Origin of the sequence: Pedobacter quisquiliarum, from assembly GCF_014642175.1 — a bacterium.
GTDB lineage: Bacteria > Bacteroidota > Bacteroidia > Sphingobacteriales > Sphingobacteriaceae > Pedobacter > Pedobacter quisquiliarum.
This window is the reverse complement of sequence record NZ_BMIL01000004.1, coordinates 312,166-333,488: the sequence shown is the minus strand read 5'-3', so window position 1 is coordinate 333,488 and position 21,323 is coordinate 312,166. Positions and strand designations below refer to the sequence as shown.

The following is a 21,323-nucleotide window of genomic DNA, read 5'->3' as shown; positions in this document are numbered from 1 at the left end:
GCTTATTTCAATTCCAATTCAACGACCGACAAGGGTGGAAGTTCTGCAACCAGCTGGTTGCCGCTCTTCTTCGCACCTGTAAATGTTCTTGCCGTAATCTTATTCGGGTTATCAAAAGAATTATGGTCCGTAAACTTCGCGGAAGTAACAATACGTCCGGTTACTTTCGACCATTTTAAGCCATTCAAAGCTGTATTAATGGAAATCTTTTGCTTTGCATCCACATTCACCAGGGTGATATGAACCGCACCTTTAGCATCTATGGAAGCAGATGCATTGATGGCTGGCACCGTCTCATTCCCCACCTTGTAACCCGGACTTGAAAACTTCAGGGGAATTTGCTTTGCCTCCATGTGCACCTTAAACAAATCAAAAACATGATAAGTCGGTGTAAGTAACATCTTCTCCTTTTCAGTCAGGATCAGTGCCTGCAACACGTTAACGGTCTGCGCTAAGGAAGCGACCTTCACACGGTCACTATGATTATTAAAGATGTTGAGGGTAGAACCCGCGATCACCGCATCGCGCATGCTGTTTTGCTGATATAAGAACCCTGGATTTGTACCAGGAATAACATCCGTCCAGATACCCCACTCATCAACAACCAGTGCTACTTTCTTTGTTGGATCATACTTATCCATAATCGCCGAATGTGCCCTTACCAAACTATCCATCGCAAGTCCATTCTTAAGGGTACTGAAATATTGTGCTTCACCAAAGTCTGTTGAAGAGCCTTTAGTCGTCCAATTTCCTGTTGGGATGGTATAATAATGAAGTGAAATGCCCCACATTTCATTAAGCGGTATTTTCTTCATCAACACATCGGTCCAGTTGGTGTCCCAGGAATTCGCACCACCGGCGATTTTCTTCAATGGTGCACCAGGGTAGTTGCGGGCATAGGTCGCATAACGTCTGTACTGATCTGCATAGAACTCCGCCGTCATGTTGCCGCCACAGCCCCAGTTTTCATTTCCAACACCCCAGAAGCTTACTTTCCAGGGTTCAGCCTTCCCATTTTCTTTACGGAGATTTGCTAAAGGGCTCACCCCATCAAAATTCAGGTACTCCACCCACTTCGCCATTTCTTCAACAGTACCACTACCCACATTACCAGCGATATAAGGCTCTGCACCCAGTAAACCACATAACTCCAGGAACTCGTGTGTGCCGAAGCTGTTGTCTTCTACAACGCCACCCCAGTTGGTGTTCACCATTTTTGGGCGTTGTGCACGCGGACCGATGCCATCTCTCCAATGATACTCATCTGCGAAACAGCCGCCCGGCCACCTTAAATTCGGAATATTGATTTTCTTCAAGGCATCCACAATATCCAGACGGATACGATCTTTTTTGGGTACATTCAAAGCAGGATCAACCCAGAATCCATCATAAATACATCTGCCCAAATGCTCTGCAAAGTGACCATAGATGTGTTTACTGATCACGTGCTTTGCGTCATTCGTATTCAGATCAATTGAAACCTGCTGCTGTGCTTTTAATCCGAGACTGGCGGAGAGACAGAAGACCAGTGATAATAGGGTAACTTTTTTCATGTAATAGGTTTAGGTTGCTAATGATTTAGTGTTTGTTTATCTGGTAGTACACCTCGTTCCATCTTAGTTCGTTCCGGAACTGATTAAGGTCTGTATGCTGATCAATGCCGACATATTCAATACCCGCCATATCTGCGAAATTGGCGAGGTGTTCTGACGTTAAATTCTGACTGTAGCAGGTATGGTGCGCACCACCGGCATAAATCCATGCTGCACATCCAGTCTTCATATCCGGTTGTGGTTTCCATAACACACGTGCAACCGGCAGTTTGGGTAGTTCTTCATGAACATCCACGCCATCTACCACATTCACCAGCATCCGGAATCTGTTCCCCATATCCACAATGGAAGCATTTAAGGCCGGTCCGTTTGCAGCATCAAATATCAACCTCACGGGATCTGCTTTGCCGCCAATGCCCAATGGATGGATCTCGCAACGTACAGGCCCTTTCGCAAGACCGGCATCTACCTCCAGCATGTGCGATCCCAAAACAAAGGATTGCTCAGGCGTAAAGTTGTAAGTATAATCTTCCATAAAGGCATTCGTACCTTCAAGGCCGCTGCCCATTACTTTCATGGCTCTGACCAAAGCCGCCGTTTTCCAATCGCCTTCTCCGGCAAAACCGTAACCATCGTTCATCAGCCGCTGAACGGCAATGCCCGGAAGTTGCGCCATACCATGCAAATCTTCAAACGTGTCGGAGAAGCCCTTGAAGTTACCCTGCTCCAGAAAGTTCCGCAGGCCGATTTCAATCTTGGCCGCTTCTCTTAAAGCATCATGCTGAGTCCCTCCTTTTTTCAGTGTTTCCGCCAGTACATAGCTGTCTGCATACTCCTGCGTTAATCTGGTTATCTCTGCATCAGCGGCCTGATTGATTACCGCAACCAGGTCGCCAATCCCGTATGTATTGCAAGTGAAACCGAACTTGATCTCCGCCTCTACCTTATCACCTTCTGTTACCGCGACATTACGCATGTTGTCTCCAAAACGCGCAAACTTCGCCCCTTGCATATCGAACCATCCCGCAGCGGCACGCACCCAGGTGTCTATACTTTCAAGTACCTGGGGATCCTGCCAGTGTCCAGCTATCACCTTCCGGTTGATGCGCATTCTGGACATGATAAAGCCGAACTCGCGATCTCCGTGTGCACTCTGGTTCAGGTTCATGAAATCCATGTCCATCGTGCGCCATGGTATATCCCGGTTAAACTGTGTATGTAGATGCAGTAAAGGCTTCTGTAGTATTTTCAGTCCCGCGATCCACATCTTCGCCGGAGAAAAGGTGTGCATCCAGGCGATAATCCCGATGCAGTGCTCCGCCTGATTTGCCTGCTGGCAAATGGCGTAAATCTCCTCTTGCGTCTTTACGGTAGGTTTAAAGATTACACGGACAGCAATCTGAGGCGCATCATTCAGCGCCCCTGCAATTTGCCGGGAATGTTCGGCAACCGCGTTCAAGGTTTCTTCCCCGTATAGATGCTGACTGCCGGTGATGAACCAGACTTCATAATGGTTTAAACTGTTTATCATCGTTTTCATGTTTATTGTCCATAATAGGAATCAACACCGTGCTTCCTGTCGAAATGTTTTTTGATAAGCGCATCTTTCATCGGTTGCACTTGTGGTTTAAGCTGTTGGGTGAGTAAAGCCATTTTGGCGATCTCCTCCACAACGGCACTGTTGTAAACCGCTTTCGCGGCATCCTTACCCCAGGTAAAGGGCGCATGATTGCCAACAAGGATCATTTCAACTTCCATATAGCTCAGACCGCATGCTTTCAGGTGATCCATAATCTGAAAGCCTGTTTCGTATTCGTAATTGCCCGCAATTTTATCATCACTCATCGGCGGTGCACAAGGGATGGCAGCCGTCGTATGATCTGCATGCGTGGTTCCATAAATGGGTATGGGTTTTAGCGATTGCGCCCAGGCGGTACCATAGGTGGAATGGGTATGCACAATGCCGCCGATTTCCGACCAATGTTTGTACAATACCGCATGGGTCTGGGTATCGGATGAGGGTCTTAAATCGCCTTCTACGGTCTTACCCTCGAAATCTACGATCACCATGTTTCCCGGTGATAGTTCTTCATAGGGTACCCCACTTGGTTTAATGGCAAAGACCTGATCTTCTTGGTCTGCAGCACTTGCATTGCCAAACGTAAAGAGTACCAGGCCCAGTTTCGGGAGCAGCATATTGGCTTTGTAGGCCTCTTCTCTGATGTTCTGATATTTACTCATGCTTTGTGTTTTGCTCTATAAAATTGCCCAGGGCCTTATATTTCGGATAACGGGCTGCATAATAGTTGACATTCGCTTCAATAGGGTCGTAAGTGGCGTCGAAGCCACCCCCCATCTGCTGCATGGCCGTCTCAACGTTAGGATAGATTTCTGCAGCGACTGCAGCAAACATCGCGGCACCCAAAGCACAGGTGTGGCTGAACTGATGTATTCGGATGGGCATGTTTAACACGTCTGCCATCATTTGCATAATGTATGGCGACTTCTTCGCCACGCCGCCAATGCCGATGATCCCTTCAACGGGAATGCCTTCAGCGATAAAACGATCAACAATATTCTTCGCACCGAAACAGGTTGCTTCCGCTAATGAGCGGAACAGTCTAGGGGCGTCTGTACCAAGATTCAGATTGTATATGGCAGCTTTCAAGGCCTGATTGGCATCTGGCGTTCTTCTCCCATTAAACCAATCAAGCGCTACTTCATCATCCGCGGCTTTTGGTAATAAGTCTGCCTGCCTGCTTAATTCAGGGATGATGGCATCCAGCATTTCCGCTTCAAGTGCCTTAGCCGTCTCTGCGTCAATCACCGCAGAGCTTTGCAGGAGATTCTTTAAAGGCCAACCCAGCATATTTTTGAACCAGGCGTAGGTATCGCCAAAAGCAGATTGCCCCGCTTCAAGACCAACCATCCCGGGTATCACAGAACCATTAACCTGTCCGCAGATGCCTTTAATGAGCTTGTAGTCCATATCACTTGCTGGTGCAACCAGAATGTCACATGTGGATGTACCCATGACCTTGCTTAGGTGATACGGCTCAATTTGCCCACCTACAGCACCCATGTGTGCATCAAATGCACCGACACCCACGACAACAGCAGTGCTCAAGCCTAATCTTTCGGCCCATTCCGGACTCAACGAGCCGGCAGCCACATCAGACGTGTAGGTTTCTTTGAACATGCCCGAGGCGAAATCATCGAGCAGCGGATCTAATGAAGCAAAGAAGTCATTCGGTGGTAGTCCGTTGAATGCTTCCGCCCATAAAGCTTTATGCCCTGCTGCGCAACGACTTCTTTTCATGGCCTGCACATCGGTACCGCCAGTAAGCAAAAACGGAATCCAGTCGCAATGTTCTACCCAGGAATAACACGCCGCTCTGACTTGCTCATCCACGCGAAGGGTTCTGAGCAGTTTTGCCCAAAACCATTCAGAAGAATAAATGCCGCCACAATAGTTGAGGTAATTGACATCAAATTTCAGGGCATGATCATTAATCTGCGCAGCTTCGGCGATCGCGGTATGATCTTTCCACAGCACAAACATGGCGTGTGGATTATCGGCAAACTCAGGAAGTAAGGCTAGCGGTACACCGCTTTGATTTACCGCAACCGGTGTAGAGCCAGTTGTATCAATGGATATTGCTTTTACTGCCGCAGGATCAACAACGCCGGCAGCCTGCTTTAAACAATCTTTGATGGTATGTTCTAAACCTTCAATATAGTCGAGTGGATGTTGCCTGAACTGGTTTGTGTTGGCGTTGCAATATAGACCTTGTTGCCACCTCGGATAGTTAAACACGGAGGAGGCAACTGCTGCGCCGTTCGAAGCATCAACAAGGACGGAGCGGACGGAGTCTGTTCCGTAATCTACCCCAATAACGTACTGATCTGTTTTCATAAAGGATAAATGTCTAATTAACGTTTATTTTCTTGTTAAATGAAATTATTTAACATTTATCCAGCTGAATACTAATCGATCAGGTCTTCCGCATTTGGAACAAGATTGAGGAAAGCCTGGAATTTTGATTTATACTTTTTCTTGTCCAGCTTAAAGTAAAACGCCCCTTTTCTGGAGCTGGATTTATCCTTCTCCTCGAGCTTAATCAACAGCCCCGTGGAACTGAGCTTGCGTACGAAGTTCCGGTTGTCAATCCGCGTGTTGTACACGCCTTCATACAGGCTTTGTAGTTGAGGAATGGTAAACTTCTTTGGCAGCAATTCAAACAGGATCGGATGATGTGCCGCCTTATACCTGATTTTCTGCTTGGCAATCTCAACCATTTCGTTGTGATCAAAGATCAGCTCAGGCATCTCAGTCGTCACAAACCACTCTGCATGGTAGTTTTCGTGAAGCTTGGTTTCGTATTTCAGGATATCTATGAGCGCGAAATAAGCAATGGAGATGGTACGTTCCGGATCCCTGTCCGGATGACCAAAGGCATGCAGCTGTTCCAGGTATACACCTTTCAAGCCGGTTAACTGAAAGAGGATCTTGTTGGCTGCTTCATCCAGGCTTTCATGTGCTTCAATGAATCCGCCCATGAGGCTCCACTTCCCTTCTTCCGGTTCAAAGCCCCGTTTAATGAGCAGGATCTTTATGTGCTCGCCATCGAAACCAAAAATAATGCAGTCGACCGCAACCAGCATTCTGGTCTTTTCTCTGTGTTCAGTCATTAAGGGGTACTTGGTTTAATAAACTCAATAATTGCAGATGGCAATTAACATAAATATACTGGAAACTTAAGCAGGGAATGAACGATGTACGCTGGCATTAAACAAAAAAAGCGTCCCGGAAACCGGAACGCTTTTTTTATACGTTGTAATAAAAGATTACTCAGCTACTACTGCGAAAGGAACTTTAACTTTCACTTCTTTGTGTAAGTTTAAGTTAGCAACATAGTCACCAACAAACTTAGGTTCAGTTTCGAAAGTAATACGGCGACGGTCAACATCAAAACCTTGTTGTTTCAATGCGTCAGCAATCATAATGGTGTTAACTGCACCAAAGATTTTACCAGACTCACCAGCTTTAGCACCGATAGACAATTTAACATCAGTTAAACGGCCAGCGATTTCTTCAGCATCTTTCTTAATTTTATCTTGTTTGAAAGCCGCTTGTTTCAAGTTTTCAGCCAATACTTTTTTCGCAGAAGGTGTTGCCAATTGAGCAAATCCTTGAGGAATTAAGTAGTTACGACCAAAACCTGGCTTTACATTCACGATATCATCTTTTTCCCCTAGGGACTTGATATCTTGTTTTAAAATAATTTCCATGTTCAGCGCTTATTTTAGTTGGTCAGCAACGAAAGGTAACAAACCAATGTGACGTGAACGTTTTACCGCCTGAGCCACTTTACGTTGGAATTTCAATGAAGTACCAGTTAAACGGCGAGGTAAAATTTTACCTTGGTCATTGATGAATTTCAACAAAAAGTTTGCGTCTTTATAATCGATATATTTAATACCATTCTTTTTGAAACGGCAATATTTCTTTCTGTTATCGTCCACTTTAGGAGCGGTAACATACTGTATTTTCTGATCTTTCGCCATTATACTGCAGCCTCCTGTTTAGGTTTCTTGTTAAAAGCACCACTGCGTTTCTTCTCGTTGTATGCAGCCGCGTGACGGTCCAATCTAACGGTTAAGAAACGTAGAACACGCTCATCGCGCTTTAGTTCTAATTCCAATTTGTTAATTAATTCACCTGACGCTTTGTACTCGGTTAGGTGGAAATGTCCACTTGCTTTTTTAGCAATCGGATACGCTAATTTTCTCAAACCCCAACTATCCTCTTGGATAATTTCGGCTCCGCTGTCAGCGATGATTTTGCTAAATTTCGCAATTGCTTCTTTAGCTACTTCTTCTGACAACAACGGGGTTAGAACGATAACAGTTTCGTACTGATTCATTGTTATTTAATTATTTAGTTAATCCCGCATCGACTACGGGGATGCAAACTTAGGAATAAATTTCATTAAATCAAACAGATACAATGCATTTATGTACATGATTATCACCTTGTTGCTATAACACTTGGCGCTTCGGAACATTTAACCGTAGTTTTGCAGCACAATCAGGCTTATGGAATTCAACAACAGAAGAAAGATCGTCGCATTGAAACAAAAAGCGGCACATACGCTCAGCTTTAATCCTTTCGTTTTCAGCAGGATGTTCTGGCTCTGGATCTTACTGGGCGCATTGGGTGGTGTAACGGCGGGGCTTTACTGGCTCGTGCTCGAGGAGATGATTCATGTGCTTTCCATGGTGAAAGGACTCTGGATCATCCCCCTGATGACCATCGCCGGCTTACTTGCCGGTATTGTAATCAAAAAGCTGGGCGACCCCGGTGAAATTGACCTGATTGTCGACAACATCCGCTTCAAAGGTGGCCAGCTTGACGCCAAAAATAATCCCTCTATGATCATGTCTTCCCTACTGTGCATTTCCAGTGGAGGTAGCCTTGGCCCGGAAGCACCGTTGGTGCAAGTCAACGGATCTATAGGTACCTGGGTAGCCCGAAAATTCAAGATGAAAGGTGAAGACATGCGTTCGCTAACCATCGCGGGGATGGCAGCTGCTTTTACGGCACTTTTCGGCTCGCCACTTGGCGGAAGTTTATTCGCCATCGAAATTCTGCATCATAAACATGTGAGTCAATACTACCAGGCAATGATTCCAGCGATCGTGGCCAGCTGTGCCAGCTTCGTGGTTTTCCTGCTGATTACCGGCACCCACATCGGCCCAACCTGGAACTTCCCACCCTATGTGGAAACCAACCTGTCCGACCTGATGTACGCAGTTGGTTATGCGATGATCGCTACTGCCGCAGGCTGGCTCTTCATCTACATGGTTAAGCAGTTCAAAGCCGTATTCAAAAGTTTCCCTGTACCCATCTATATCAAGCTTGCCATCGGGGGATTGATCCTGGGCATCATCGGCTACCAACTGCCAATTACCCGCTATTTCGGGCATGATGAAATTTCTGAACTACTGGTCTCAGACCTCAGCCTGACCATGCTATTCGCTATTTTCCTAGGTAAACTGCTTGCCATTTCCATTACCATGACCTCGGGCTGGCGCGGCGGATTTATCATACCGCTGTTCTTTGTCGGCACCACATTGGGTTTAATCCTGCACAGGTTCTTTCCCGATCAGAACATTGCCTTAATGATGGTGTGCTGCATCGCCGCAATTAACGCCTGCGTAACCCGTACACCCATCAGTGTGATCGTTTTACTCGCCACCATGACGGGCTTTCACTATTTCGTACCGATCATGTTCGCAAGCCTGACTGGATTTTTCCTTGCACCGAAAACACCACTGATCAATTCGCAGTTTGGAGAAGCTAAGGCTACGCCGGTTAAGGAAGTTGTTTAACAGATTGGAGCGGAAAACGACATCGGCTATTTAGCCCAGGCATGATTGATGAACTTGCGGGCCGGCCGCTCTACCCAACGGTAGGTGATGTAAGATATCAAGACCAGTAGAACCAGGTAAATTAAACAATAACCCACTCCGCTGAACAGCTCAATGTTCTGTTTACCCCTACCCACGCCTACGGTTCCAGGCAGGAGATAGCCATGAGAAAAAGGTTCCTGCAAAAAGATTTGCATCAGGTAAATTGAATAGGATATATCCCCCAGAAACTGCATCACCTTGGTATTACAGAAGCCAGAAATCATCCCCTTGTTTGCAGCAACGCTCAGTACCAGCATCGCAAACAGGAAGACAGTAAGTCCGTCGTTCAGCGCAAAATGCAAGGAAGCACCGATGGCCAGTAGGATCACAAAGGAGATTGCATCTCCGGAAAATGCTTTCTTAACGGATTGTAAACCATAAGCCAGATAAACAAGTAAGCCGGTGATAAAGCCTGCAATACCGCGGATATATCCATAATCGAAAGTGGTATTCAGGTTATGTGGCACAGGAATCGCCGGATTGATCGGATTCTTGCGTGGCAGGACATACATGATGGAATAATAAGCTACAACAACCAACAAGAGCAACAGAACAATGGACAGTGCCCGTTTTTTATTGATGAATAAGGCGATGAAAGGAAACAGCAGATAAGCCGCGAACTCCGCACTGATGCTCCAGGAAGGAATGTTCCAGGAGTAGATGTTGGTTACACCGAAAGAATGCAACAGCAGAATATTGGGCAGGATGTCGGAGGGTTGCTCCAATAGAATGGGCGGATTTCCCCAGTCCGTAAGCCAACGCACAATAACCACCAGCAGCAACAGCGAAAACAGGTGCAGCGGGTACACCCTTGCAAATCGCGCAACGAAAAACTTCTTCAAAGTCTCCCCTTGAAGGCGCTGCTGGAAGTCTTTGCTATAAACATGCAACATGATAAATCCGCTCATGATAAAAAACAGATCCACCATGATGTAACACTTTTCGAAAAACATGGATTGTGAAGCCGGAACGAAACGCGCTGCAGCCATTTCAAAGTGAAATACGGCGACCAATATCGCAGCCACACCCCGCAAGGCGGTTAAGGAAGAAAGGTATTCGACTTTATGATCTTCAACCTGTATGGATTTATCGTTTAAGGCAGTAGGTCGATTCGCAACATCAGAGCGTAGTGCGGTTTGATTCATAGATTTATTTGGTCATCGTTTTTTTTAAAAGCTTCTACATCCCACACAATGTCCCATTGTTTTAGATAGTCCTCAATAGACCCAAGTCCCATCTTAGCCCGACGCGCATTCACGTGATCGGGATCTTCTAATGCAGAAAGTTGATATTTATTGGTTCCTTTGATTCCCAGCCGTGCTGCTTGGCGACACTACTCATCTGCCTTCTGTATCGCTGATCTTCATCATAGATGGAATCAAGTGTTTTCGCTAAGGCAACGTTCAATTTGGAACCGCGTTGCTGATTTGGTTGAGCTGCTTTTTCTTGAGCAGCAGCAGTGCCTGCAAAAAGCAATAATATAAGCAGTCCCTGGAATATGGAGCGCGCCTTAATTAACGACTTCATAGCCCTTTTCCACAAGCTTTAACGTAAGCGAAGTATTTGCTAGCTTTCCTTTCTCCTCCTTATTCTTCAACTTCAGCGATTGCAAATTCTTAACTTTCAACGTATGCGAAGTCGCATCATAAATGATCTCATCCGCAATAACCAAAACATCTTTCGTCTCTACCTTTGCATCGCCGAACAAGGAAACCACCTTTCGGTCCACAGAATACTTCGTGGAATCCCTTGCATAGGATTTCACTACCGGTAGCTCATCGCTTATGACGCTGTTTAATGTCTTAGGCGAGGAGTCAGCATCCGCTGCAGCGAAGGATACCGTGCTGAAGAGCGCAATCGTGCAAACACTGAGGAGAAACCGTGTCTTTTTCATGGTTTAAGCTTTTAATTGAATGCCTTAAGATACGAATATCCAGGAAGATCCCGACAAGGATCCCCACCGCTGCCGTAATATTTTTAGTACGCCTGGATGATTGGATCAAACAAAGCTGAGATCTTCAATATGGCAATGCGCCCTGCCCTGCCGGGACATTGCTTTTCATAGAAATCGGGTGCATAGAAGTCCAGTGCTTTAATCTGATCCTTGGTAATTAGCATACACTGTATCCCGCCGCCATCATAGATATTGAGATCTTCGATGCTATTCTTTGTAATGCGCAACTTCTCCGGACAGCCCTCGCCATCAACCTTATCGTCACGGATCTGCCAGGGTTTCTGGGCCATCAGATTCAACCAAAGTAGCTCAAGCTGCGCTGGCGATACCCGAAGCGGATTAAAATACCTATTGCGGCTTTCAGGAACGAGGATGATCTCATTCCGTGGCCCCAGTTGCTGCTTATTTGAAACGCTATCTGGCGAGCCACTCCGTACGAAATCGCGGTATGCGTGCAGCTGTAACCGATCGCCCTTTTTACTTAAAAAGTATGCGTAGAAAGCAGAAGGACCAATCCAGTTCGTGGTATATTGAAATACAATCGTGGTATCTGAATCCTGCTGCAGAAATTGGCGTAAAGGGCTAAAAGGATGTGTTTGGGTCTGGGCCGTAACTTCGGCAGTACCTAACAGTAACATCAAGAAGTAAATAAGGGGGAGCGCTAATGCTTTCATATACTACGGATGGTAAAATTGTAGAAATTCCATAAACCAACAAAGCCGCTTAACGAATGCTAAGCGGCTTTGTTCTTCAGGAAAAAATCCCTAGTTATGCCTTACCTGTTGAATGCTAATGTTATCCGCATTCGAACCGGCTACATACACCGTGTAAATTTTATCCGGTGCAAAAGCACTTAAATCAAAGTTTCCAAGGCTGGTATTCTGACCAGTTGCAAAAACCTGCACTTGAAGCACGCCTGGTGCTACGGTTACGTAGTCACTCGCTTTGTCATGCTCTAAATTTGCAATTAAGTTCTCACCATTACCTCTGCGGATGTCCACATTACGCGGTGCGGCATCACTTAAATGCACAAACCTTACTTTAGCCTGGCCACTTGCTGGTGCATCCATGTTGTCTTCAAAGGCTCTGATTCGAGCCGCTTGCCCCTCACCTGCTAAAAACACAGAATAATGTCTGCCGTTAATGAAATCCAACTCTTCCGATGCTAATGCAGAAGCCGAACCATCATTTCTAAACTCTGCACGAAGGTTTTGACCTGAATTCGTTCCAATGTAATCTGAAGCCTGACCAAAGGCTAGACCTGATTTTAAAGTATTACCAGAAATCTGGAAGGTCTGCGCGGCAGAACCGGCGGAAGCATTTATCGCCATAACATTCGCTGATCCTGTTGGATCGATATCATCATCTTTCGAACAAGATGTAATTAGAGTGGCAAATAACAACAATGACGTTCCCGCTAATACACTTTTAAAGATCGATTTTCTCTTCATAGTTTTAATTTTTAAAGTCCAAAAATTAGTAGATGTTTCGCTTATGATTTTACAAGAAGCAAACCAAAGTTTGGCCGCAGCGAGGTGATCTGCACAGGATAATCACCATTAAATCAGTCTACAGGAAGTTTTTTCGTTGTTTAAAGAATATCTGTTGAAGCAATGTCAGCTGTGAAATACTGTTCCCATTTTTAGACAAATCTGTATGCTATAGGGCACAAAACCGGGAAATTTTTAGAATTGTTGTGCCAACTGGAAACAAGGATCGCTTACGAACACCCTGCTCCCTGAACACATACGATTGGCGCCGCTACATGATCTATTTTTCGATCTTTGCGCCCGTTTCACTAACCACCATTTTGTAGGTCGTCAGGTCATTTTCATAACCATCCCGCACGTGAAAAGTAACGAAGCGCCCCGAATCAACTTTCTTGATGAGCTCGGGCTTTTTAAAAGGTCCAATCTTGTATAATTTACTTTCCGGATTTTCGTCGTATTCCGCAAGACAGAAGACTATGCTATAATTAACCTCACAAGACTCCAAACCTGCACTACCCGATCCATTATTGATCTTAAAGACCTTGAACCATAGTTGATCTCCCTGGAAGGTCTCATAAGAATCGATGGATTCTGCGAACTTAACGAGATCCTGCTGGTTGACCGAGTAACTCTTAGGCATCTGTGCTTTTGTCGCACAGGCAGCAAATACAAACAGGAAAAGAAGGAGCTGTTTTTTCATTGTAAAGCGCGCTATTTGAATGCAATATAGCAATAAAATCAAGCTATTTCCGCAGCGCTTTGCTGCCATAATTGCGCTTCCATAACTTGTACCAGTGCTTATTGTGTGGGTACTTCCTGTGCGGCGTAGCATTGTTAAATACGATGGCCACCAACAGCAGAATCAACACGCCCGTTAATACCGGACTGAAAACATACATATACCCAAGTGCATGTATCTTCTCAGAACCAATGTTCGCAATTAAGGCTGTTGCGCCACCTGGCGGATGTAAGGTCTTCGTGATCTGCATCGCGACAATGGACAGCGAGACAGATAACGCGGAACTCAGCCACAACTCATTCGGGATGAGCTTGAAGACGGTTACCCCCACCAGCGCACATATGACATGCCCGCCGATCAAGTTACGCGGCTGCGCAAGTGGACTATTAATAACGCCGTAAATGAGTACTGAGCTCGCTCCAAAGGAGCCAATAATAAAGAGATTATCATGAACGCTCAGGTATTCACTATGTAATAAGCTGATCAGCGCAATACCAACAAAGGAACCCAGGAAGGTCCAGAAATGTTCCCGGAGATCAATCAGGGTTTCTTTGTAGAATATGTATTTTGCGGTGCGGTAACGACGACGGAATCTTTGTTTCATGCCTTTATTGTGGTGTTGCGCGCAAATGTCGCAATATTTCCGCTGTTCGCGAGTGTTCATAACTTTTACCTGCCAGCTTGGTACCAGCTTCGTACCAGGTTCGTACCAGCTTCGGGATCAATGCGCCCTCAACCCGGGGTCTATGCGGCGTCTATACGGCTCTAGGCCGTATCCGGCCGGGTAGACGCCGCTTAGACCCCCTGAAGACGGTGCTTTAACCCGCAAGCAGTCCGCATTATTTTCAACATATTCCCTAAGCCTGCCAAAATTTAGCTAATTTCGTGGCGATGGAAAATTTCATTGTTTCTGCCCGTAAATATCGCCCAGCCACCTTTGAGACTGTTGTTGGACAGCACCACATTACGGGTACCCTGAAAAATGCCATCAAAAATAACCAGCTTGCCCAGGCTTTCCTTTTCTGCGGTCCACGCGGTGTCGGAAAAACCACCTGCGCAAGGATCCTTGCAAAAACCATCAACTGCACCAACCTTACGCCTGAGATAGAGGCTTGCGGTGTTTGTGACTCCTGTGTTTCTTTTCAAACCGGTCATTCTTTCAACTTCCATGAACTTGATGCGGCATCTAACAATTCCGTGGATGACATCAGAAGTTTGATCGAGCAGGTGCGTATCCCCCCACAGGCTGGAAAATATAAAATCTACATCATTGATGAGGTGCACATGCTTTCTGCAAATGCATTTAATGCATTTCTGAAAACGCTGGAAGAACCACCTTCTTACGCGATCTTCATTCTGGCAACAACAGAAAAACACAAGATCCTGCCAACGATTTTATCGCGTTGTCAGATCTTCGATTTCAACAGGATTCAGGTAGATGATATTTCCGGCTTACTGAACAAGATTGCCGTACGCGAACAGATCAATGTTGAAGCAGATGGCCTCCACATCATTGCGCAAAAAGCCGACGGCGGCTTGCGGGATGCACTTTCCATGTTCGACCAGATTGTTAGTTATACCAACAAGAACCTGACCTACAAGTCGGTTATTGATAACCTCAACATCCTGGATTATGATTACTATTTCCGCTTAACGGATTACCTGATTAACGCAGACGTTAGCCAGGCGCTTGTCCTATTTGACGACATCCTGAATAACGGTTTTGACGGGAACAACTTCATCAATGGATTGGCGACGCACCTTAGAAACCTGCTTGTGGCGAAAGATCCGATGACGGTGAAGCTTCTGGAAGTTAGTGAAAACATCAAGCAGAAGTATTTAAGTCAGAGCCAGCAGATACAGGTGTCCTTTATTCTGACGAGCTTAAACCTGGCCAATCAATGTGACTTAAGTTATAAGAACAGCAAAAACCAACGATTACAGGTTGAACTGGCCTTAATCAAGATGTGTCATATTCCGTCTGTCATACAACTGGCGCAAATGCCAAAGCAAGCTACGGAAGCGCTCACTGACACAGATCAGCTTAAAAAAAAAACTAGTGTAAGTGCTGCGGCGAGTGAAATCACTGCTTCCGACAAGGCTTACAACAACACACAACAACAAGATACCCAAAGCTTTAAAGAGCCTGAACAGAAGCCGCAGCCTACAGCAGCACCTTCGCAACCTGTAGCAAGTATACCTTCAGTTTCTATACCCCTAAGCAAACCGGAAGTCCCGGTAGGTTCCAGCATAAGTGCTGCTATTCCAAGCCTTACCGAGCTAGCTTCGGCTGCAATCCCAGAGCCAACAGCTAAACCAAAGGCGCCACAGGGTAGTTTGTCTATTAAGCTTAACGGAAATACGGCAGCTGCGGGCACATTAATCCCATCATTAACTGCCCTGACTGATATGGCCGGCGGTGTAGATGATAAGGAGCCTAAGTATATTGTTGGTGATGATAAGGAAGCTTTTAGCTACGAACAGCTGCTTGCTTTATGGGAAGCATTCACGAAAAAAGCTTTCGAAGCACATAAGATTAATTTCTATACCATCCTGAAGAGTAATCCGCCAGTGTTGGAGACACCTACGCAGATCAAGATTGGCATTGAGAACAGTGCTCAGGAAAGTATCCTGCAGAGTGAAATGGTAGAGTTTTTGAATTATTTAAGATCCAGGTTAAAGAACTTTGATCTGACCATCGTAACCGAAAAGGTAGAACGTAAGATTCAGAACCGCTTATACACCAGCACGGAGAAATACCAATATCTTGTTGGTAAAAATCCGAAGCTGGAAGAAATGCGCAGGCGCTTTAACCTGGATATAAATCCTTAATTATTAAGGCATCGGTGGGGCGTCGTTGATCGGATAGCCTTCTTCATCCAGATCCGTGCGGTCGTCTTCAGGCGTTTTAGCCAGGAACTCATCTTCTGGATCCAACTCCACGATATCACCATCATCGATGCGCATGCCCATATCATCAAGGGCGCCTTCTAAACGATCGTCTTTAGCGGTATATTCGTCACCAATATGTGGATTGGCTTCATCGTATGTAGAATTGAAATCTTCGCCGGTAGGTGCACTGGTATCATAAGGTAGCGGGTGGTCGTAATCTGCATCCTCACCCTTTACGTCCAGCTCAAAACTGTTTGAATCTTTATTGTATGCCAGGTTTTCAAAATCTTTAACTTCACCCAGATCTGAAAGGTGTAATTTATCTTTAGAGCTTAAATCACTTCCGGGAATATTTTCTTCATTTGTGTTCATATCTCAGGTTTTTATCATAATAACCCGCTCAAATCTTTAATTGTTTTTAGATTTATATCTTTGTAAAATCTATCGAACTAAAATTGAACTCATAATATGTCTGTACAAAAAATTAAAGTAAGCCAGCCGGTTGTAGAGCTTGATGGTGACGAAATGACCCGCATCATCTGGAAATTTATTAAAGATAAATTGATCTTACCTTACTTAGAACTTGATATTAAGTACTATGATTTAGGTATTGAGTACCGTGATGAAACTGATGATCAGGTAACTGTTGACGCAGCTGAGGCGATTAAGAAATACGGTGTAGGTATTAAGTGTGCAACCATCACGCCTGATGAGCAACGTGTTGAAGAATTTGGCTTGAAGCAAATGTGGAAATCACCTAACGGAACCATCCGTAACATCCTTGATGGTACTGTATTCCGTGAGCCGATTGTAATGAGCAATGTACCACGTTTGGTTCCAAACTGGACTGCGCCAATTTGCATCGGTCGTCACGCTTTTGGTGATCAATACCGTGCAACGGATTTGGTAACTAAAGGTAAAGGTAAATTAACGCTGACGTTCACACCAGAAGATGGTGGTGAGGTGCAGTCGTTCGACGTTTACAACTTTAAAGGTGACGGTGTTGCTTTAGCAATGTACAATACAGATGAAAGTATCCGCGGTTTCGCACATGCTTGTTTCAACCAGGCATTGATGAAGAAATGGCCTTTATACCTTTCTACAAAAAATACAATCCTTAAAAAATACGATGGTCGCTTCAAAGATATCTTTGAAGAGATCTATCAAAACGATTACAAGCAAAAATTTGATGAAGCAGGTATCACTTATGAGCACCGCTTGATCGATGATATGGTTGCATCTGCATTGAAGTGGAACGGTAACTTTGTTTGGGCTTGTAAAAACTATGATGGCGACGTTCAATCTGATACTGTTGCGCAAGGTTTTGGTTCATTAGGTTTAATGACTTCTACTTTGGTTACACCAGATGGCAAAACCATGGAAGCAGAAGCAGCACACGGTACGGTAACCCGTCACTACCGTGATCACCAAGCTGGAAAACCAACTTCTACCAACCCGATTGCGTCTATCTTTGCATGGACAAGAGGTTTAGAATTCCGTGGTCAGCTTGATGGCAACCAGGAGTTGATTAACTTCTGCCATACTTTAGAGCAGGTTTGTATCGAAACTGTAGAAAGTGGTAAAATGACCAAAGATTTAGCGGTTTGTATCCATGGCAATAAAGTTGAGCATGGTAAAGACTACTTATATACAGAGGAGTTCTTAGCTGCTATTGACGAAAACTTACAAGCAAGATTAGGCTAGTCCTTTCTAAGCATACATAAAAGCCGCTCCTTTAGTTAGGAGCGGCTTTTATTTTTTACAGCGTGCTTGTGCTTCTAATTTAATGGTGGTATCAAACATCTTGATATAAAGCTTGTTTTACCACAAACGAACATAAATGAAAAAGATATTTACACCTTTAGCCCTACTGCCACTGAGCCTGGTGGGCATTCTAGGGAACAATATTGCTGTCGCACAGACAGAAAATCCGAAAGCATCCTCTACCCAGAAAATCAACCTTCCAGCGCCAAATCCCGAGGGATCTAAAAACCGTTTCAGTAAAGTTATTGGCTGGCCTGAAGGCAAAACACCCGTTGCACCTGCAGGATTTACCGTAACAAAATTTGCAGGTAACATTAAGAGTCCACGGAACATCTATGTACTGCCAAATGGCGATGTACTGGCGGTATTATCTAACTCCGAGCGTTCTACAAAAGAGAAAATCGCCAACCAACTTTCAGGTAAGGCAAAGTCAGAACAAGGTGGTGAAAGTGCAAATGCAATTATCCTTTACCGTGATAAAAACCAGGACGGCAAACCGGAACTGCAAAGCTTGTTCCTGTCAGGTTTAAATCAGCCTTATGGCGTGCTGGTAATTGGCAATACGCTTTATGTGGCGAATACCGATGGGGTGATGACGTATCCATATAAAACCGGTGCAACAAAGATCACTGGTGAAGGAAAGAAAATCCTGGACTTGCCTGCGGGCGGTTACAACAACCACTGGACACGTAACCTGATTGCCAATGCGGACAATTCAAAGATTTACATCACCGTAGGATCTGGCAGTAACGTTGGTGAAAACGGTATGGAAAACGAGGTGAAAAGAGCGAACATCCTGGAGATCAATCCGGATGGCAGTGGCGAGATCATCTATGCTGCAGGTTTGAGAAATCCTGTGGGTGTGGCTTGGGCACCAGGAACGAAAACACTTTGGACCGCTGTTAACGAGCGTGATAAATTGGGTGATGATCTGGTTCCGGATTATGTAACGAGCGTTAAAAAAGGTGGTTTTTATGGCTGGCCTTACGCTTACTTCGGTCAGAATGAAGATCCAAGAATGGCCGGCAAAAGACCAGATCTTGTGAAAGCAACGCTGATTCCGGATATTGCTGTAGGTGCACATACCGCTTCTTTGGGTCTGGCATTTTACAACGGCAAGAAGTTCCCGGCTAAGTATCAAAGCGGAATGTTCATTGGTCAACATGGCTCCTGGAACAGGTCTGAACTATCAGGTTATAAAGTAACCTTTATTCCTTTTAAAAATGGTAAGCAAACAGGTCAGATGGAAGACTTCCTGACTGGCTTTATTGCAGATGTGGAGAAGGCAGAAGTGTATGGCAGACCTGTAGGTATTGCCGAAATGAAGGATGGTTCCATTCTCGTAGCAGATGATGTAAGTAATGTAATTTGGAGGGTGGCCGCGAAATAATGAAGCGAATTACGACCTCCATTTTAACATTACTTTCATTAGGCGCTTTTGCGCAGGTTAATCCGGATAGTTCCAGAACACTGCAGGAAGTTGTCATTCGTCCGTATTTCTCCACCCAACCGCTGTTGCGTGCGACAGGTTCTGTAGGACTGGTAGATCCGCACATCATTGCGCGTCAGCCAGCGAATTCGTTGATCCCTGCTGTGAATACCACTTCAGGGGTGCGCATGGAAGAACGTTCGCCAGGCAGTTATCGCTTGTCCATCCGGGGAAGCTTATTGCGCTCTCCTTTCGGGATTCGCAACGTGAAGTTGTACTTCGACGATTTCCCTTTAACGGACGCGGGTGGCAACAGCTACCTGAATGCTTTGGATGTGAATGCCGTGGGGCAGTTACAAATCCTTAAGGGTCCACAGAGCAGCGTTTATGGTGCAAACTCCGGCGGTGTGGTCCTGATCAGTCCGGAGGCATTAACTTCAGGTCCTTCAGCTAACCTAAAGGTTGAAGGCGGTTCATTCGGCATGTTCCACGAGAACGCTTCGGTCAGCAACAGCTGGAAGAACTACGACCTGGGGATCAGTCAGGGTTACCAGCGCAGTGATGGCTATCGCGATCACAGTGCTATGAAGCGGAATTACCTGCAGCTGAACCAGCAGCTCCGCTATGCCGAAAGTGCTAGCCTGAAGTCACTGTTCTTCTACTCCGACCTCAGCTACCAAACGCCAGGCGGCTTGAATGCGACGCAGTTTGCAGCTAACCCACGGGCATCCAGACCAGCTGCTGGTGCCATCCGGTCTGCGGCGGAACAGCAGGCGGGCATTTACAGCAAGATGCTGTTCGGCGGTATTTCCAACGAGTGGAACTTTGCACCTGGCTTCCGCCATGTGGCCGCGGTATATGGCGCCTATATCGATTTCAAGAACCCTTTCATCACCAACTACGAGCAGCGGTTTGAGTCTACTTTGGGCTTGCGCACATTTGTAGAGTACAAGCAGGAAGTGCAGGACCTGAAATACAGCTTCAATCTGGGGCTGGAAAGCACGGGTACCTCGTCTGACATCAACAACTACGACAACAACTTCGGTGTACCGGCAGCGGTGCAGTCGAGAGATAAACTGCGTGCGGCTTCAAACTTCGCTTTCCTGCATGCCAACTTCGATTTCAAAGAGAAGTGGTTGCTGGAGCTGTCTGCCAGTGCGAACCTCTACAAGTACGACTACAAAAGTCTTGCGCCTGTGGCCATCGCGGAACGCAGCAATGAGCTGGACGTACAGTTTATGCCACGCGTAGCACTCTCCTACCTGATCAACGACGAGCTTGCCTGGAGAGCTTCGGTAAGCAAAGGCTATTCACCACCAACCATCGCGGAGATCCGCGCTTCAGATCAGGTGATCAATGTAGACCTGCAGCCAGAATCGGGCTGGAACTATGAGACGGGTTTTACCATCCATAGCAAAGATCACAGACTTAGCGCTGACGTGACAGGCTTCTACTACCGTTTGGACAATGCCATTGTGCGCCGCTTGAACGATGATGACACCGAGTTCTTCCTGAATGCGGGCGGCACCAACCAATACGGACTGGAGACTGCAGTACAAGCAGCACTGCTGCCGTATGCAGAAAGTCGCTTTGTACGCGCAGTACAGCTGCGCAGCGCTTACACGCTGAACAAGTTCTCTTTCCGGGAATACCAGGACCGTGCCGCAGATTACTCCGGGAACCGCCTTACTGGTGTGCCTAAAGGCAGCATCACGAGCAGTGTAGACATGCAGTTCCCGAAAGGCTTTTACTTCTTCTTGCAGCATAATTTCACTTCCAGAATTCCATTGAATGATGCCAATTCCGTTTTTGCGGATAAATACAATATCGTGCAAAGCAGAATTGGCTGGAGAACGTTGAAGTTCAACAAGGCATCCCTGGAGATTTATGCTGGTGTAGATAACCTGTTTGACGAAAAGTATAGCCTGGGCAATGACCTGAATGCTGCTGGCAACAGATACTTCAATGCCGCAGCAACCCGCAACTTCTATGGCGGTGTGGCTTATCGCTTCAATAAATAAACAAA

General features: G+C 45.8%; 21 protein-coding genes. 5 read left to right on the top strand and 16 right to left on the bottom strand.

The annotated features are described in order from the left end of the window. Window positions 1-2 precede the first annotated feature (2 nt). The 8 genes from IEW69_RS08115 to rpsF all read right to left on the bottom strand — a co-directional run bounded on the left by IEW69_RS08115 (window position 3) and on the right by rpsF (window position 7,480). Window positions 3-1,553, bottom strand: a complete 1,551-nt coding sequence (locus IEW69_RS08115) for an alpha-N-arabinofuranosidase (RefSeq protein ID WP_188626332.1) — start codon at window positions 1,551-1,553, stop codon at window positions 3-5. Window positions 1,554-1,578: 25 nt separating this feature from the next. Beyond that, window positions 1,579-3,093, bottom strand: a complete 1,515-nt coding sequence (araA, locus tag IEW69_RS08110) for an L-arabinose isomerase (RefSeq protein ID WP_308420572.1) — start codon at window positions 3,091-3,093, stop codon at window positions 1,579-1,581. Between the two features lie 2 nt (window positions 3,094-3,095). After that, window positions 3,096-3,794 carry an L-ribulose-5-phosphate 4-epimerase gene (locus IEW69_RS08105; protein ID WP_188626331.1) on the bottom strand — a complete coding sequence of 233 codons (699 nt, stop codon included), beginning with the start codon at window positions 3,792-3,794 and terminating at the stop codon, window positions 3,096-3,098. Further along, the gene (locus tag IEW69_RS08100; protein WP_188626330.1) at window positions 3,787-5,469 is read right to left on the bottom strand and encodes a ribulokinase; all 1,683 of its coding nucleotides are present in this window, start codon (window positions 5,467-5,469) and stop codon (window positions 3,787-3,789) included. Before IEW69_RS08100 ends, IEW69_RS08105 begins: the two co-directional genes overlap by 8 nt. Before the next feature lie 71 nt (window positions 5,470-5,540). Beyond that, window positions 5,541-6,245 (bottom strand): NUDIX hydrolase, encoded by a 705-nt coding sequence (locus tag IEW69_RS08095; RefSeq protein WP_188626329.1) that lies wholly within the window; start codon window positions 6,243-6,245, stop codon window positions 5,541-5,543. Between the two features lie 156 nt (window positions 6,246-6,401). Then, window positions 6,402-6,845, bottom strand: coding sequence for a 50S ribosomal protein L9 (gene rplI / locus IEW69_RS08090; protein ID WP_188626328.1), 444 nt, complete (start codon window positions 6,843-6,845; stop codon window positions 6,402-6,404). Between the two features lie 9 nt (window positions 6,846-6,854). Beyond that, window positions 6,855-7,121, bottom strand: coding sequence for a 30S ribosomal protein S18 (gene rpsR, locus IEW69_RS08085; RefSeq protein ID WP_188626327.1), 267 nt, complete (start codon window positions 7,119-7,121; stop codon window positions 6,855-6,857). Then, window positions 7,121-7,480, bottom strand: a complete 360-nt coding sequence (gene rpsF, locus IEW69_RS08080) for a 30S ribosomal protein S6 (RefSeq protein ID WP_188626326.1) — start codon at window positions 7,478-7,480, stop codon at window positions 7,121-7,123. Before rpsF ends, rpsR begins: the two co-directional genes overlap by 1 nt. Before the next feature lie 172 nt (window positions 7,481-7,652). Between rpsF and IEW69_RS08075 the strand changes: the two genes are divergently transcribed. Continuing rightward, the gene (locus IEW69_RS08075) at window positions 7,653-8,948 is read left to right on the top strand and encodes a chloride channel protein (RefSeq protein WP_188626325.1); all 1,296 of its coding nucleotides are present in this window, start codon (window positions 7,653-7,655) and stop codon (window positions 8,946-8,948) included. A gap of 26 nt (window positions 8,949-8,974) precedes the next feature. Here the strand turns inward: IEW69_RS08075 and IEW69_RS08070 are convergent, their stop codons facing one another. From IEW69_RS08070 to IEW69_RS08040, 7 genes are all read right to left on the bottom strand, one after another. Beyond that, on the bottom strand, window positions 8,975-10,174 hold the full coding sequence (locus IEW69_RS08070) for an acyltransferase family protein (protein ID WP_188626324.1): 1,200 nt from the start codon (window positions 10,172-10,174) through the stop codon (window positions 8,975-8,977). Window positions 10,175-10,301: 127 nt separating this feature from the next. Then, the gene (locus IEW69_RS08065; protein WP_188626323.1) at window positions 10,302-10,556 is read right to left on the bottom strand and encodes a hypothetical protein; all 255 of its coding nucleotides are present in this window, start codon (window positions 10,554-10,556) and stop codon (window positions 10,302-10,304) included. Further along, window positions 10,540-10,923 carry a hypothetical protein gene (locus IEW69_RS08060; protein ID WP_188626322.1) on the bottom strand — a complete coding sequence of 128 codons (384 nt, stop codon included), beginning with the start codon at window positions 10,921-10,923 and terminating at the stop codon, window positions 10,540-10,542. Before IEW69_RS08060 ends, IEW69_RS08065 begins: the two co-directional genes overlap by 17 nt. A gap of 83 nt (window positions 10,924-11,006) precedes the next feature. Further along, window positions 11,007-11,657, bottom strand: a complete 651-nt coding sequence (locus IEW69_RS08055; protein WP_188626321.1) for a hypothetical protein — start codon at window positions 11,655-11,657, stop codon at window positions 11,007-11,009. Window positions 11,658-11,747: 90 nt separating this feature from the next. Further along, complete coding sequence (locus tag IEW69_RS08050) at window positions 11,748-12,434, bottom strand: DUF4397 domain-containing protein (RefSeq protein ID WP_188626320.1); 687 nt, start codon at window positions 12,432-12,434, stop codon at window positions 11,748-11,750. Window positions 12,435-12,753: 319 nt separating this feature from the next. After that, on the bottom strand, window positions 12,754-13,173 hold the full coding sequence (locus IEW69_RS08045) for a hypothetical protein (RefSeq protein WP_188626319.1): 420 nt from the start codon (window positions 13,171-13,173) through the stop codon (window positions 12,754-12,756). Between the two features lie 43 nt (window positions 13,174-13,216). After that, entirely contained in the window at window positions 13,217-13,816 is a 600-nt protein-coding gene (locus IEW69_RS08040) for an HPP family protein (RefSeq protein WP_188626318.1), read from the bottom strand. Window positions 13,817-14,103: 287 nt separating this feature from the next. On the opposite strand from IEW69_RS08040, the gene IEW69_RS08035 reads away from it, so the two are divergent. Next, complete coding sequence (locus IEW69_RS08035; protein WP_188626317.1) at window positions 14,104-16,044, top strand: DNA polymerase III subunit gamma/tau; 1,941 nt, start codon at window positions 14,104-14,106, stop codon at window positions 16,042-16,044. Between the two features lie 3 nt (window positions 16,045-16,047). Here IEW69_RS08035 and IEW69_RS08030 read toward each other — a convergent pair whose 3' ends face one another. Further along, window positions 16,048-16,476 carry a hypothetical protein gene (locus tag IEW69_RS08030; protein ID WP_188626316.1) on the bottom strand — a complete coding sequence of 143 codons (429 nt, stop codon included), beginning with the start codon at window positions 16,474-16,476 and terminating at the stop codon, window positions 16,048-16,050. Between the two features lie 96 nt (window positions 16,477-16,572). On the opposite strand from IEW69_RS08030, the gene IEW69_RS08025 reads away from it, so the two are divergent. The 3 genes from IEW69_RS08025 (at window position 16,573) to IEW69_RS08015 (ending at window position 21,318) form a co-directional block, all read left to right on the top strand. Further along, entirely contained in the window at window positions 16,573-17,808 is a 1,236-nt protein-coding gene (locus IEW69_RS08025; RefSeq protein ID WP_188626315.1) for an NADP-dependent isocitrate dehydrogenase, read from the top strand. Window positions 17,809-17,944: 136 nt separating this feature from the next. Further along, the gene (locus IEW69_RS08020) at window positions 17,945-19,258 is read left to right on the top strand and encodes a PQQ-dependent sugar dehydrogenase (RefSeq protein ID WP_188626314.1); all 1,314 of its coding nucleotides are present in this window, start codon (window positions 17,945-17,947) and stop codon (window positions 19,256-19,258) included. Further along, window positions 19,258-21,318 carry a TonB-dependent receptor gene (locus tag IEW69_RS08015; protein ID WP_188626313.1) on the top strand — a complete coding sequence of 687 codons (2,061 nt, stop codon included), beginning with the start codon at window positions 19,258-19,260 and terminating at the stop codon, window positions 21,316-21,318. Before IEW69_RS08020 ends, IEW69_RS08015 begins: the two co-directional genes overlap by 1 nt. Window positions 21,319-21,323: the final 5 nt, after the last annotated feature.

Excerpts from the sequence above, each read along its gene's own strand:
- araA (WP_308420572.1), bottom strand. The coding sequence starts at position 3,093 with ATGAAAACGATGATAAACAGTTTAAACCATTATGAAGTCTGGTTCATC.
- IEW69_RS08050 (WP_188626320.1), bottom strand. The coding sequence starts at position 12,434 with ATGAAGAGAAAATCGATCTTTAAAAGTGTATTAGCGGGAACGTCATTG.
- IEW69_RS08115 (WP_188626332.1), bottom strand. The coding sequence starts at position 1,553 with ATGAAAAAAGTTACCCTATTATCACTGGTCTTCTGTCTCTCCGCCAGT.
- IEW69_RS08070 (WP_188626324.1), bottom strand. The coding sequence starts at position 10,174 with ATGAATCAAACCGCACTACGCTCTGATGTTGCGAATCGACCTACTGCC.
- IEW69_RS08015 (WP_188626313.1), top strand. The coding sequence starts at position 19,258 with ATGAAGCGAATTACGACCTCCATTTTAACATTACTTTCATTAGGCGCT.
- IEW69_RS08025 (WP_188626315.1), top strand. The coding sequence starts at position 16,573 with ATGTCTGTACAAAAAATTAAAGTAAGCCAGCCGGTTGTAGAGCTTGAT.
- IEW69_RS08060 (WP_188626322.1), bottom strand. The coding sequence starts at position 10,923 with ATGAAAAAGACACGGTTTCTCCTCAGTGTTTGCACGATTGCGCTCTTC.
- IEW69_RS08045 (WP_188626319.1), bottom strand. The coding sequence starts at position 13,173 with ATGAAAAAACAGCTCCTTCTTTTCCTGTTTGTATTTGCTGCCTGTGCG.
- IEW69_RS08035 (WP_188626317.1), top strand. The coding sequence starts at position 14,104 with ATGGAAAATTTCATTGTTTCTGCCCGTAAATATCGCCCAGCCACCTTT.
- IEW69_RS08065 (WP_188626323.1), bottom strand. The coding sequence starts at position 10,556 with ATGAAGTCGTTAATTAAGGCGCGCTCCATATTCCAGGGACTGCTTATA.
- IEW69_RS08100 (WP_188626330.1), bottom strand. The coding sequence starts at position 5,469 with ATGAAAACAGATCAGTACGTTATTGGGGTAGATTACGGAACAGACTCC.
- rpsR (WP_188626327.1), bottom strand. The coding sequence starts at position 7,121 with ATGGCGAAAGATCAGAAAATACAGTATGTTACCGCTCCTAAAGTGGAC.
- rplI (WP_188626328.1), bottom strand. The coding sequence starts at position 6,845 with ATGGAAATTATTTTAAAACAAGATATCAAGTCCCTAGGGGAAAAAGAT.
- IEW69_RS08040 (WP_188626318.1), bottom strand. The coding sequence starts at position 13,816 with ATGAAACAAAGATTCCGTCGTCGTTACCGCACCGCAAAATACATATTC.
- IEW69_RS08105 (WP_188626331.1), bottom strand. The coding sequence starts at position 3,794 with ATGAGTAAATATCAGAACATCAGAGAAGAGGCCTACAAAGCCAATATG.
- IEW69_RS08075 (WP_188626325.1), top strand. The coding sequence starts at position 7,653 with ATGGAATTCAACAACAGAAGAAAGATCGTCGCATTGAAACAAAAAGCG.
- rpsF (WP_188626326.1), bottom strand. The coding sequence starts at position 7,480 with ATGAATCAGTACGAAACTGTTATCGTTCTAACCCCGTTGTTGTCAGAA.
- IEW69_RS08055 (WP_188626321.1), bottom strand. The coding sequence starts at position 11,657 with ATGAAAGCATTAGCGCTCCCCCTTATTTACTTCTTGATGTTACTGTTA.
- IEW69_RS08030 (WP_188626316.1), bottom strand. The coding sequence starts at position 16,476 with ATGAACACAAATGAAGAAAATATTCCCGGAAGTGATTTAAGCTCTAAA.
- IEW69_RS08095 (WP_188626329.1), bottom strand. The coding sequence starts at position 6,245 with ATGACTGAACACAGAGAAAAGACCAGAATGCTGGTTGCGGTCGACTGC.
- IEW69_RS08020 (WP_188626314.1), top strand. The coding sequence starts at position 17,945 with ATGAAAAAGATATTTACACCTTTAGCCCTACTGCCACTGAGCCTGGTG.